This window comes from Novosphingobium nitrogenifigens DSM 19370, assembly GCF_000192575.1.
Lineage (GTDB): Bacteria > Pseudomonadota > Alphaproteobacteria > Sphingomonadales > Sphingomonadaceae > Novosphingobium > Novosphingobium nitrogenifigens.
Genome location: NZ_GL876925.1, coordinates 1 through 13,039, shown reverse-complemented (window position 1 = coordinate 13,039; position 13,039 = coordinate 1). Strand labels below are relative to the sequence as shown.

Annotated in this window: 9 protein-coding genes; 6 read left to right on the top strand and 3 right to left on the bottom strand. The window is 63.6% G+C overall.

Going from position 1 to position 13,039, the window contains the following annotated elements; all coding sequences use genetic code 11:
* Positions 1-338: 338 nt before the first annotated feature.
* From Y88_RS00045 to Y88_RS00030, 4 genes are all read left to right on the top strand, one after another.
* Complete coding sequence (locus Y88_RS00045) at positions 339-1,238, top strand: hypothetical protein (protein ID WP_008064989.1); 900 nt, start codon at positions 339-341, stop codon at positions 1,236-1,238.
* Between the two features lie 4 nt (positions 1,239-1,242).
* A complete protein-coding gene (locus tag Y88_RS00040) occupies positions 1,243-2,823 on the top strand; it encodes a hypothetical protein (protein WP_008064991.1) in 1,581 nt (526 codons plus the stop codon).
* A gap of 205 nt (positions 2,824-3,028) precedes the next feature.
* A complete protein-coding gene (locus Y88_RS00035; RefSeq protein WP_008064992.1) occupies positions 3,029-5,599 on the top strand; it encodes a TonB-dependent receptor plug domain-containing protein in 2,571 nt (856 codons plus the stop codon).
* Between the two features lie 298 nt (positions 5,600-5,897).
* Positions 5,898-6,986, top strand: coding sequence for an alkene reductase (locus tag Y88_RS00030; protein ID WP_008064994.1), 1,089 nt, complete (start codon positions 5,898-5,900; stop codon positions 6,984-6,986).
* A gap of 6 nt (positions 6,987-6,992) precedes the next feature.
* On the opposite strand, the gene Y88_RS00025 is transcribed toward Y88_RS00030, so the two are convergent.
* Both Y88_RS00025 and Y88_RS00020 read right to left on the bottom strand, forming a co-directional pair.
* On the bottom strand, positions 6,993-7,187 hold the full coding sequence (locus Y88_RS00025) for a hypothetical protein (RefSeq protein WP_018076166.1): 195 nt from the start codon (positions 7,185-7,187) through the stop codon (positions 6,993-6,995).
* A gap of 238 nt (positions 7,188-7,425) precedes the next feature.
* Positions 7,426-9,117: a M20/M25/M40 family metallo-hydrolase gene (locus Y88_RS00020; RefSeq protein ID WP_018076165.1), complete on the bottom strand. Its 1,692-nt coding sequence runs from the start codon at positions 9,115-9,117 to the stop codon at positions 7,426-7,428.
* Positions 9,118-9,687: 570 nt separating this feature from the next.
* Between Y88_RS00020 and Y88_RS00015 the strand changes: the two genes are divergently transcribed.
* Together Y88_RS00015 and Y88_RS00010 are read left to right on the top strand one after the other, a co-directional pair.
* Entirely contained in the window at positions 9,688-11,379 is a 1,692-nt protein-coding gene (locus Y88_RS00015; protein ID WP_008064999.1) for a patatin-like phospholipase family protein, read from the top strand.
* A gap of 149 nt (positions 11,380-11,528) precedes the next feature.
* Positions 11,529-12,158, top strand: coding sequence for a M15 family metallopeptidase (locus Y88_RS00010; protein ID WP_008065003.1), 630 nt, complete (start codon positions 11,529-11,531; stop codon positions 12,156-12,158).
* A 247-nt stretch (positions 12,159-12,405) separates the two neighbouring features.
* Here Y88_RS00010 and Y88_RS00005 read toward each other — a convergent pair whose 3' ends face one another.
* Positions 12,406-12,927 carry a flavin reductase family protein gene (locus Y88_RS00005; protein WP_008065004.1) on the bottom strand — a complete coding sequence of 174 codons (522 nt, stop codon included), beginning with the start codon at positions 12,925-12,927 and terminating at the stop codon, positions 12,406-12,408.
* Positions 12,928-13,039: the final 112 nt, after the last annotated feature.

The window sequence follows — 13,039 nt, the reverse complement described above, 5'->3', positions numbered from 1 at the left end:
TTATACCAACCTGTGATGAGAGAAGCGCATCGCAGGTTGGGTATAAGCCTTTATTGAACCATCCTTTTACCCCGGCGAATTACCCCGGCGAACCAGGCGCATTTCCATTACAATCCAATTCGGACGATCGAGTGATGGAAAAATAACCTGATCGAACGATTTCCTATCGACTCTTTATTCGCATCAGGTTTACTCTGCGCCAGCAGGTTTCAAGCACGTCAATAAAATCGGGGTCCATCGTCAGGATTTTGGATTTTGCACCGCCTTTCGCCTTGGCGACGGGCCGGAGAGGTGTGTCTGGCGCTGGGCCTGTTTTCCTATCAAGAGGAGCTTCAGGCATGGTCACGAAGGTTCTGGAAACGCGCGCCGTCGGGGTCGGGACGATCCCGGTCGGGTGGGTTCAGCTGCCCGACGGGTCCTATGCCTTGCAGGTTTCGGCGACCAATCCGGACGGCAGCAATATCGGAACCGGGTCGGGCGGCGGCTCCAATGCGTCGGTGGGCGCGATCGGCACCACCGCACCGACGAGTGCGACCTCGGTCGGGATCACCGACGGCAGCGGCAATCTGCGCGCGGTGTCGACGGCGCCGGGAGCGCAAGGATCGACCGGGACCAACATTGCCGCGAGCGGGCCTCTGGGCATTTACAACACTGCCGCGCCGAGCCTGTCGAACGGGCAATATTCGGCCCTCCAACTCGATTCCGCCAGCAACCTCAAAACCAGCCTCCAGACGGCCTTGCCGCCGGGCACCAACATGATCGGGTCGGTCGTGGGCCGCCCGTCACAGATCAGCCCGGCGATCACGGTGACGGCCGGGACATATGCCACCGGCAATGTCGTGGGCGGGGTGCTGACTTTGCCCGCCGCGCTCGACGCGACCGATCTTTGCGGCATTCTTCAGGACATCCTGATCGTCAACAAGGCGACTTCGGGCAACACCTGTTCATGGTCGGTGGCGCTGTTCAACGCGAACCCGAGCGGATCGACCTTTACCGACAAGGCCGCCCCGGTGATCGCCACCGCCGACATGGCCAAGTTGCTCGGCGTCTTTTCCGTCAGCGCGCTTTCGGGCGGGAACGTGCTCGGCTCGGCAGTCGGCATTGCCCAGGCCGACGCGATCGGCGCCTATGTCATCGGCGCCTCGACCACGCTCTATGCCGTTCTCATCGTCACCGGCACTCCGACGTTCGGGACCACGTCCGACGTGTCCCTGATGCTCCGGATCATGAAAGGGTGACGCAATGCCCCTCATCGGATCGCGCCGGACGCTGATTTCGCGGCGTCCGCAGCAAACCTATACCAGTCCGTCGCGTTATTCGTTCATGGGCACGGGGATGCGCTGGCCCAACACCGGGTCGGCGACGACGAATGTCTTTCACGTCACCGAATGGTATTTCGGCACGCCCGATTATCCGGTCACCGACCCGCGCGTCTTCGCGACATCGTTCTACAGCCCGACGGCGGGGGAAACGCTGCTCGCCGCCGGGGCCAGCATCACGATCCAGGGGTGGGCGATCGAAGTCAGCAGCGGGACGTGGGTCGCGTGCGACGGGGCGTCTTCGTCGGGGCTGGCAACGATCGACAATACCGTGGCCGGATCGCTGTTGCCGCGCATTCCGACGACCCTGGCCGCCAACACGGTGTACCGCGCGCGCATTGCCTTTTTCGTGTCGTCGGCGGGCATCACCATTCCGCGCACGACGTTCGACGTGCTCAACGCGGCGGGCGGCCCGGTCAGGACACAGAGCAGCGCCTCCACGCTGTTCTCGTACCTCTCCACCAGTACCACGCTCAACAATACCGGATTGAGCTACCTGCCCGCGTACATGATCGCCAAGGGGGGCGACGGGCGCCCGGCCTTCGTCGCGTTCGGGGACAGCATCGGCGCAGGCGTCAATCACAGCCAGGTCGGCGCGGCATGGACCGCGCGCAACGCCATGGGCTATATCGAAGTCGCTCTCGACGACAAGACGACAAGCAAGCGGCTTGCCCTGTTCAATTCCTGCGTCCCGGGCAATCGCCCCTGCGGCCCGTCGGGATGGGACCAACAGGCCAACTGGGCGAACAAGATCGCCGCGCTACAGGCCGCCTATGCGGTACAGGGCGCATGGCCGTTCGATTTCATCATCAGCCAGCATATCACCAACGCGGTCCCCTATACGTATGACAGCGGCGAATTGCGCACCGGGATGGGGCGCTATTACACCCTGCTCAAATCCCTGTTCGGAAAGCCAATTACCCAGATCGAAGGGCTACCCGGCACGACCACCTCGAACGGGTTCCAGACCGTGGCGGGCGAGACGCCAGCCAGCGGCAAGGGCTATCCCACCACCAGCCACGGCGACATGTGGTTCTTCAACGCCGATGTCGGGATCGACGGCATTCCCGACCCGAGCACCTATTATCGCACCAACGGCTATATCGAGGACAGCGTGGGGGCGTGGCGCTATGCCTCGGCGGATCTGGCGTCCAACCGCCCGTTGTGGGCGCTGCGTTCGTTCACCACCACGCTGGCCGCCGCCGCGGCCCAGAACGCCACCTCGGTCAGCATGACCGCCGCGCCCACCGTCGGGGCGACGCTTTATATCCAGGCGTCCGACGGCACATGGTCCTCGATCGGCCGCAACGTAAAGACGGTTTCGGGCAGTGGCCCCTATACCGTCACTTTCGACGGCACCCCGATCAGCGCCAGCGTCGGCGCGGCCAGCGGCGCCGTCGTCCAGGAAGCCCCGAGCGAAGGGCTGCATCCTTCCGCCCTGCTGCACCGCAATGTACTGGTCCAGTCGATGATCGACTGGAAAACGCGCCGAGGCTGGATTTGAAATTCGGGGAGGTGGCAGCGGCTCACCTTCTCTCCGCTATCAGCGAACTGCGGTAAACTATTGCAATCGCCAATATTTGATCTTCCCCAACAGAGCATGAGGTTAATTCAATTCATTCAATAGACATTACCCCCTAGGGCCTTGCGGGCAGGCAGACACGCGCCAGTCGGCTGCGCCTGAACTGCAAAAAGATGGGGGAACAATCATGCAGTATCGTCGGTCTCTTCTTGCCACCACCGGCGTCCTTGCCCTTGCGCTGGTGGCCGGAACCGCCCGCGCCGAAACGGGGGAAACGCCCACGCCCGCAACGGGAACAGCAACGCCCGGCGCCGATCCGCAAATCATCGTCACCGGTACGCGCACGACCGGAACCCGCGCCGCCGACAGTTCCGCACCGATCCAGATCGTCGGACAAAGCGCGTTCCAGAACGTCGGGCAACAGGACTTGCGCCAGGTCCTTGCCCAGAGCCTGCCCAGCCTCAATTTCCAGTCGTTCGGCGGGGACGCGGCCAACCTGACGCTCACCGCTGCGCTGCGCGGGATTAGCCCCAATGACACGCTGGTCCTGATCAACGGCAAACGGCGGCATTTCACTGCCAATCTCGCGGTTCTGGGCGGCAGTCCCTATTCGGGCTCGGCCACCACCGATCTCAGCTTTGTGCCGACCAGCTCCATCGGCCATGTCGAAGTGCTTCAGGACGGCGCCGCCGCGCAATACGGGTCCGACGCCATCGCCGGGGTCGTCAACATCATCCTCAAGAACGCCGACCACGGCGGATCGCTGTCGGTCACCGGCGGCCAGTATTACAACGGCGACGGCAAGACGTTCGAAGCCGCGCTCAACACCGGGTTCAAGCTGGGCGATCGCGGCTTTGCCAATGTGACGGCGGAATACCGGTTCCACGATTACAGCCGTCGCGGCACTTACGACCACCGCTATTTCAACACCGACGGCTCGCTCAAGAGTTCGGCCAGCGCGCGGGACGCAGCGGGGGTTCTGAACAATTCCTCCACCCCATACGTCAACACGATCAGCGGGGATTCGCATTACAGCCTGTTCAACGTCGCGCTCAACGCGGGCTATGCCCTGACCGACGGGATCGATGCCTATGCGTTCGGCAGCTATGGCAACCGCGTGGCGTCGAGCAACGAGAACTATCGCCCGGCCAGCCGCGTCGTCGGCACCGATGCGACCGGGGTGACCATCGTCCCCTTCCCCACCGGATTTACGCCGCGCATCGGCCTGCGGGAACAGGATTTCTCGCTGACGGCGGGGTTGAAAGGCGATCTCGCCGGATGGAAATGGGATGCCTCGGGCACGTACGGACGCGATGCCGCCGCGCTCTATACGCTCGATTCCGCCAATGCCGCCGCATGGCTGCCGATCCAGAAAGCGACCACCGGCGCCGTTGCGCCCCAGCGCAATTTCTATGACGGGACGCTGACCAACAGCGAATGGTCGGTCGATCTCGACGTGACGCGCGATTTCGACATCGGCCTTGCCAAGCCGCTGACGTTCGCGTTCGGCGGCCAGTACCGCTATGACAGCTATGGGATCAAGGCGGGGGAACCGGCCTCCACTTATGCCGGGGGCGCGGCCTCCTATGCCGGGTTCTCGGACACCGACGCCGGGGTCAACGGACGAAAGGCCTATGCCGCCTATATCGACGTCGCCGCCGATCCGGTCGCAGGCCTTCACGTCGATCTGGCCGGGCGGTTCGAACATTATTCCGATTTCGGCGATGAATGGACCGGCAAAGTCAACGCCCGCTATGATTTCAGCCCCGCCTTCGCCTTGCGCGGGACAGTCAGCAACGGGTTCCGCGCGCCGACGCTGGCCGAGGAATACTATTCATCGACCAATGTCAGCCCCAATTCCACCTATGCGCAATTGCCGCCCAATTCGCGCGCGGTCGCGGCGCTGGGCTTCGGTGCGCTCAAACCGGAAAAGTCGACCAACTTCTCGGTCGGTTTCGTCGCCCATCCGACCCATGCGATCCAGTTGACGGTCGACGCCTATCAGATCCGCATCCGCGACCGCATCGTCGCCTCGGGCGCTCTGGTCGGCTATTCCAAGGGGTGGGGCACCGACGGCATCGTGTCGCAGGCGATCTATGACACGATCCTGGCGCGCGGCATCCAGTCGGGCGAGAACCTCTCATACCTGGGCATCAACATCTTTGCCAACGGCGCCGACACCCGCACGCGCGGGATCGAGGCGACGCTGACCACCAGCACGCGGTTCAGCGCGTCCGACCACGTCGACTGGTCCCTGGGCTTCAATTACAACCAGACCACGATCCAGCGCACGTACGGCCTGCCCGCTGCCGTCTATAACGCCGCGTTCAACCAGACCACGCTGCTATCGCCCAATGCCATCGACGCCCTGACCAGTGCCACGCCGAAAGTCAAAGTGATCGGCAACGCGCTGATCACCCACAACAATCTCTCGCTCAATCTGCGGGGCACGATCTATGGCCGGACCAGCCAGCATATCAGCCTCGACGGCACCGGCACGGGCGATCTGATCAACCGCACGCCGACCGCCTTCATCGCCGATGTCGATCTGGGCTGGAAAGTCACGCGGGCAGTGCGGCTCGATGTCGGCGCCAACAACGTGTTCAACCGCAAGGCATCGACCGTCGCCAACGTATCGGACGGCGCAGGCGGCGTCACTCCGGCGGACGGCAGCAATGTCTATGCCCGCCCGATTTCCAACACCCCGTGGGGCATCAACGGTGGCTATTACTACGCCCGCGCCACGTTCCTGTTCTGACGTCCGACACTCCGGGGGGGCGGCATCCCTCTTGGCCGCCCCCACCCGCCGCCGGTCATGATCCCGCACGTCCTTCGCAGGGTCGGACCGGTCGGCACCCGGCCTCGGGGGAGGCCGGGCACGCCGCCGCGCATCGCGCCTTTGCGTCCGGGGATCGGGGCGCGCGAAAGGGCTCGTGCGCGGCGGCGTTTCATTTGGCCCCTATCACAAGAACTGAACCGACCCTTGCGGGAACTCGTTTGTTCCAGGAGCGCCCGCGCCATAGCCAGAATGCGCCATTTTGCAGGAGCGTCACGTCATGGGTCTGTTCGAACCGGGTCGCCTGGGGCACCTCACTCTGCCCAACCGCATCGTCATGGCGCCGCTCGGCCGCGCGCGGAACGATCCCGACACCCGCAAACCCGGCGCGCTGTCGGTCGAATACTATCGGCAACGGGCCAGCGCAGGCCTTATCATCAGCGAAGCCACCCACGTCTCGGCGGGCAGCGTCAGCCGTCCGGGCACCGGCGCCATCCACACCGCCGCGCAAGTCGAAGCATGGCGGCGCGTGACCAATGCCGTTCACGATGCAGGCGGCCGCATTTTCCAGCAATTGTTCCACCTCGGGCGCAAGGCCGATCCCGACCGCCTGCCCGGACGCCAGCCCCCGCCCGCCCCGTCGGCGATTGCCGCACGCGGTACGCTGCCGGGGCCACAGGGGCCAAAGCCATTTCCGGTCCCCCGGCCCTTGCGCCTCGGAGAAATCGCCGCCTTGCGCGACGAATTCGGCCTTGCCCTCGTCAATGCCAGTTCCGCCGGGTTCGACGGGGTGGAACTTCACGCGGCCAACGGGTTCCTGATCGAACAGTTCCTGCGCGACGACAGCAACCAGCGCGTCGATGCCTATGGCGGCTCGATCGCGGCGCGCGCGCGGTTCCTGCTGCAACTCGTCGATGCCGCACTCGAAGTCTTCGGTCCAGAGGGCGTCGGCGTGCGCCTCTCCCCCCATTTCGACATCGACGGCCCCGGCGCGTCCGACCCGGCGCTGCTCTATCCCTATATCGCCGAACAACTGGGGCAGCGCGGGATCGCCTATCTCCACGTGATCGAGCCCGACTCCATCCCGCACCCGCGCAAGATCGCCGCCCGCCTGAAAGAGGCGTTCGGCGGCCCCTTCATTCTTGCCGGAGAATTCACCCGCGACAGCGCCGAAGCCGCCCTGGCCCAGAGCCGCGCCGACTTCATCGCCTTCGGCCGCCCCTTCATCGCCAACCCCGACCTCGTCGCCCGCTTCCGCCAGCCCGAGCCGGTCCTCAACCCCACCGACGAAGCCACCTGGTACTCCGGCGGCGCCCACGGCTACACCGACTACCCGACCCTTGCCCAAACTCTGGTCAACGCGGGGTAAGGGCGCTCAGGGCTTGCCCGACGAGGCGTCCGAGGCGTCCGGCACAGCGTCAGACGCATGATCCTCGCGCGCCTGTCGGGCTTCGGCGTCCCTTTGCTTCTTCTTCTGGTCCTGATCGTGATGCCACTTGATCGACATGAACATGGCCACGCCCAACACCACAAGCTTGAACGCGATTAAAACGAGGGGAACCCAATCCATCACTTTGACCTGACACTATCCATCGCGAGGCACAGCGCCTCGACCACCGGGCAAAGCCGAAGCCCGCAACACGCGCCGCCCCTACACCCCCACCCCCACCCCGAACAAGCACCACCCAAGTCGAAGGCATCACGCCTGGGTGGGAGAATTACGGTGACGAGTGCGAAAACCCCTGAATGGCTTTCAGCTTCGCCCACATTCCGTAAATTTGGGGATCAACGCACCTGTCGCAGCAATCTTACCGCTTGCGCTGGTCCGCGCTCTTGTCGCGCAGGGCCTTGAATTCGGAGCCCGCGTTCCACACCGGCCAGTCGCGGGACCAGCCATAGCGACGGCCGAGCGCATAGACGAGGTTGACGTCGGCGGTGGCGCCGGAGAGGTCCCAGTCCGGCGACCATGCGTCGCAGGTCTGGTGATAGCAGTGGGCGGTATAGTCGCTGACCCACTTGTCCCCGGCGGCGCGACCGCCCTTGACCAGATCGGCCCCGCCACCCGCGCCCATCAGCAACAGCGTGGGCACACCGCGCTTGGCGAACGAGAAATGGTCCGCGCGATAGAACAACCCGCGCTCGGCCTTGCTGTCGGGCGTGATCGTGCGTCCTTGCGCGGCGGCGGCCCTGGCCAGATCGGCTTCAAGACTGTCCTGCCCGGCCCCGATCAGAACCACATCGCGCGATGCGCCCGCCGTCTGCAACACGTCGATGGTGAGGTTGGCGACCGTCTTTTCCAGCGGGAACACCGGGTTCTGCGCATAATATTCCGACCCCAGCAGCCCGCGTTCCTCCGCCGTCCAGAACCCGAACACCAATGTGCGCGAGGGGCGCGGCGCGGCCTTGAACGCGCGGGCCAGCGCCAGCACTCCGGCAACGCCCAGCCCGTCGTCATTCGCGCCGGGCCGCACCGTGCGCCCCTGTGCATCGGGCGCGCCCTGCCCATAGGCATCCCAATGCGCGCCGAACATCACCGTTTCGTCCGCGTGCCGCGTGCCGGGGATCATTGCCAGCACATTGCGGCTTTCGATCCGGCTCGATTGCACCGGCATGGTCAGCGACAGGGTCGTGCCCGTCAGCGGGACCGGACGGAAATCGGCCTGCCGCGCCGCCGCTTTCAACGTGGCGAGGTCGAGCCCCGACGCCTTGAACAGGCGCTCGGCAAAGGCGTGTGAAATCCAGCTCTGCACCGCGACCGGCTGCGGCTGTCCGGCACCGACCGGCAGGGCATAAGTCCCGCCCACGCTGTTGCCCGCCACGTTCCAGCCATAACCCGCCGGTCCGTCCTCGTGCACCAGCAAGGCGCCGACCGCCCCGCGCCGCGCCGCTTCCTCGTACTTGTAGGTCCAGCGGCCGTAATAGGTCATCGCCCGACCGCCGAACTTGCCCCAGGCGCCGTCGTGCGGGGTCGCTTCGTAATCGGGATCGTTGACGAGGAAGACCGCAACCTTGCCTTTGAGATCCACGCCCTTGAAATCGTCCCAGCCACGTTCGGGGGCCGACACGCCATAGCCGACGAAGACCAGCGGCGCGCCCGCGATCTCCACCCGATCCCCTGCCCGCGCGGTGGTGGGGGCGATGTCAGGCCCGACCACCGGCGCCAGATCCTGCCCACCGGCCATGATCGAAAGCAGCGTCGGCTTTCCCGCGACATTGTGGATCATCGGCACCGTCTGCGTCCACTGCCCGCCCGGCCCGGCAGGCGCCAGCCCCAGCGCCTTGAGCTGCGCAGTCAACCAGGCAACCGTCCGCTCCTCGCCCGCCGTCCCGGGCGAGCGCCCCTCATACGCGTCCGAGGCGATCTCCTTCACCGTCGCCGAAAGCTCACCCGCACGCACCGGAGCAGGGGCCGGAGCCGCAACAGGCCGAGCAAGAACCGGCGCCCCCGCCAGCAAGGCAAGACCCGAACAAAGCGTGGAGCGGAGAACAAGACGCAGCATGGGAAACACTCTTTCAACAGCCATCCGCCCCCGCATAACCGATGCCTTTTCCCAAAGATATGTGCATTTGCAACCGGTTGCCCCACCACGCCCCGAGGCTGCCTATGCAGCACGCACAGGTCGTCCGAAATTCGCACCGGCACGAATGACAACCACATCGGACCAAACCAAGACAAACCGAAACGGATAAAATGGAAAATTTATTGAGGCACCGCTTACCGAACCACATCCGGTATCGCATCAAAACGGTATCGCCAATCTATTGCACGAAAATCCCATTTTTCGACCGCAAACGTTTTACATTACCAGAAATCAGAATGCATCAGAAAACAATAATGCCAAACATCGCGACATGAACCATTTCACCCTCTTTTTGGCGAAACAAAAGTGGAATATGCTTCACGAAACACAAAAATGATTCTCAACCATACGCCGACACCATCACAGCGTAACAAATGCGCCATCTGGAAGTTTAATATTTGATATGTAAATATTAAATTGAATGGAGATTTGATGATGTCTCCCCAAAATATTAAATATGCACCATACTCTCCCGCAACCGGCACACCTTTGTTCACGGACCTTCCGGGCGATGCGCACCCCCGGATATTCGAGATCGGCCTCGTCCTGGCCGGGGCGGTTTCCGCCGGAGCCTATACCGGCGGCGTTCTCGACTTCCTGTTCGAGGCCCTCGACGCTCTCGCCGACAATCGCGCGAACGACGGCAGGGGCCTCCACGAAGTCCGTTTGAAAGTCATCACCGGCGCATCGGCCGGGGGAATGACCGCCGCGATCACTGCTGCTGCCGCAAAGCGCCGGTTTCCCCATATCCGCACCGACAATGACGCGGCGAGCAAGGGAGCGGACAATCCGTTCTACAACGCATGGGTCTTGCAGATCGACATTCGCAGCCTGCTCGATACCGCCGACCTTGCCGCGACGAAGGCCGCCTTCGGCAAGCCTGTCCTGCAATCCCTGCTCGACTGCTCGGTACTCGACACCATCGTCACGACGACGCTGGGCGCCCGCAACAACGACAGCGCCGATCCGCCCGACAGACCATGGCTCGCCGACAGAGTCCATCTCTGCTTCACGACCACCAATCTGCGCGGCGTCACTTACGCCTTTCCCTTTTCCGGCAGTCAGGGCGCACTCTATTCGATGACCCGTCATAACGATGTGGCACGTTTCAGCCTTCATGTACGAGGCAGCAGCACGCCCCGCCCCGACGAAATCGACCTCTCTTTCGTTCCCGCCGGCACCACCGACAGCGATTGGAGCAGCATGGGACAGGCAGCCCTTGCCACCGGAGCCTTTCCGGTGGCCCTGCGTGCCCGCGCCATCAAGCCCATAGCGGAGCTTTATGCCGCATCGTGGTTCAACAAACAGGGCACCGCCACGCTGACTTCATCGGTCAAATCCGAATTCACGACGGAGGGACAGCTCATCCACCTGGACGACGACACGCCCTCTCAGCCCGACCTGCAATACATCGCCATCGACGGCGGCATGATCAACAACGAACCGCTGGAACTGGCCCGGATCGAACTGGCGGGCATTCTCGGCCACAATCCGCAAACCGCACAAAGCGCCTGTCGCGCGGTCATCATGGTCGATCCCTTTCCCGCGACGCCCGACCCCGGCACACTGACGGGCACGGGGAATGAAACGGTGTGGGCCGTCATGGGCGGCATGATGACCGCCTTCACCAACCAGAACCGTTTCCATCCCGAGGATATCCGACTGGCACTCGACGAAAGTGTCTACAGCCGCTTCATGATCAGCCCGAGCGGCCCGAATGCCAAGGAGGGCGCCCAGGCCATTGCAGGCGGCGCGCTTCACGGCTTTTCCGGCTTTCTCGACAAGAGCTATCGCCATCACGACTTCATGCTCGGGCGGCTCAATTGCTACAATTTCCTGAAATATTACTTCACCATCCCGATCCCCGAGCCGACCGACAACAGTACGCCCATGCCGTGGCTCTTTTCCGGCGAGCCACGCACTCTGAACGAAGACCTGCCCCCTCACCTTCGCACGGGACCACGGCATACAGCCGTCCCATCATCCCCTTGTTCGGCACGGCAGCGTCGGAACCCGCATCCCCGCGATGGCCCGTCGACACATTCGATCCCGACAGCCTGCGCCGTGCCTTCGGCCGCAGGTTCGACGCGGTCGTCGACGCCTATATCAAGACCATGGCCACCGCCCCGTGGCGCATCGGCATGGGTCTGGCATGGACTGCGATCGTTCCCGGCGGCCTGATCCGCCGTGGTGCGACCGGTTGGCTGGTCACCAAATTGCGTGAACTGCTCACCGAGCACGGACTGCTCGGAAGGAAGCAAGCATAACCATGGCCGATAGGGCCACCGATAACCATTCGACCGCAAAAAAAGCAAACACGGAGAGAGGATATGAGCAGCCAGTTGTCCATCAAGGAAACGCTTTACGTCCAACGATCCTGCGCGGTCTGCGGTTACTATAAAGGTCCGCTGGACGGGATCTGGACCAATGCCGTCACCGTGGCCGAACAGGCGTTGAACGACGAGGCCAAGCGCCTGCGCACAACGCTCGGAACGTTTGACGACCGTTCGGAACGCAACATCGCCACGCTGATCATCCCCGCCCAGGAAGTCGCGCGCCACTTCATGACCGCCGCCCAGACGTTCGGTTCGACCGTCCGCATCATTTCAGGCACGCGCACTTACGCCGAACAGGACGAACTCTACGCCATCGGCCGCACGACCGAACTCCACCGCAGCCCGGTCACAAAAGCCCGCGGCGGCCACAGCAACCACAATTTCGGCATCGCCTGGGACGTCGGCATTTTCGACGCCGAGGGACGTTACCTCACCGGCAACACCGCCGACCAAAGCGCGACTTACGCCGCCCTTGGAAAACACATCAAGGATCGCGTCACCGCCATCGAATGGGGCGGCGACTGGCACAGCTTCATCGACCGCCCCCACTACCAGTTGGCCACCGGCAAACAGGTGGCCGAAATCCGGAAGCGCTTTGAAAACGGGGAAAACCTCACCGCATGAAAAGCACCCACCTCGATGATCGAGCTTCACACCAACGCATAATTATAAGTGACAGCCGAAATTGGGCTCAGGCGCCATCTTCGGATCTTCAACTTCGTCGCCCCGGACTTGATCCGGGGCCCCGCTCGGTTCTTGCCGCCGCCACGTCTCTTTCCGCACGTTAGCGGGATCCCGGGTCAAGCCCGGGATGACGGAAATAAAACCAATAATATCATTCCTATATGTCACAGGAATCTGCCCGCGCGGCCTACTCCCCGCCGATCTTCTCGAAACCACGGCGATAATACGCCAGAGCACTGGCGCCGTCGCGCAGGGCGATGCCGGTGACGCGGCCGATGAAGATGCTGTGGGAATAGCCGTCGAGGATGGAGACCAGCTCGCATGTCAGGCTGCCGGCGGCTTCGGGATGGGCCCTGTGCGTGGCGCCCAAGGGGTCGGTCCATTCGTGCCAGGGGCCGGTCTTGTCGAAGCGGTCCTCTACCCCAAGCGCGCTGTTGGCGAATGCGGCGGCGACTGCGTCCTGGCCTCCTGACAGTTGATTGACGCAGAAACAGCCGTTGTCGCGCAGGACATCGTGGATCCGGGACTTGCGGTTGACGCAGACGAGGACGCTGGGCGGTTCGTCCGAAAGGCTGGAGAAAGCCGTGACCGTCGTGCCGTGCAGGCCCGCCTTGCCCATGGTCGTCACGACATGCACCGCAGCGGGCAATTGCGCCATGGCGTCGCGGAACAGCTGCGTGCTCGCTTCCTTGGGGAAGTCATGCGCCATTTATCGTCTCCCATGCCTTGCCGGGCAAAAAGGCCGGAGCGACAGGCAAGGCTGTCGCCCCGGCACCAGGGTGGTTCGTCGTGACGTCGGCCCTCGATCAGCGCAGCCCCCA

Coding starts and splice junctions, on each gene's coding strand:
- Y88_RS00045 (WP_008064989.1), top strand. CDS start 339: ATGGTCACGAAGGTTCTGGAAACGCGCGCCGTCGGGGTCGGGACGATC.
- Y88_RS00040 (WP_008064991.1), top strand. CDS start 1,243: ATGCCCCTCATCGGATCGCGCCGGACGCTGATTTCGCGGCGTCCGCAG.
- Y88_RS00035 (WP_008064992.1), top strand. CDS start 3,029: ATGCAGTATCGTCGGTCTCTTCTTGCCACCACCGGCGTCCTTGCCCTT.
- Y88_RS00030 (WP_008064994.1), top strand. CDS start 5,898: ATGGGTCTGTTCGAACCGGGTCGCCTGGGGCACCTCACTCTGCCCAAC.
- Y88_RS00025 (WP_018076166.1), bottom strand. CDS start 7,187: ATGGATTGGGTTCCCCTCGTTTTAATCGCGTTCAAGCTTGTGGTGTTG.
- Y88_RS00020 (WP_018076165.1), bottom strand. CDS start 9,117: ATGCTGCGTCTTGTTCTCCGCTCCACGCTTTGTTCGGGTCTTGCCTTG.
- Y88_RS00010 (WP_008065003.1), top strand. CDS start 11,529: ATGAGCAGCCAGTTGTCCATCAAGGAAACGCTTTACGTCCAACGATCC.
- Y88_RS00005 (WP_008065004.1), bottom strand. CDS start 12,927: ATGGCGCATGACTTCCCCAAGGAAGCGAGCACGCAGCTGTTCCGCGAC.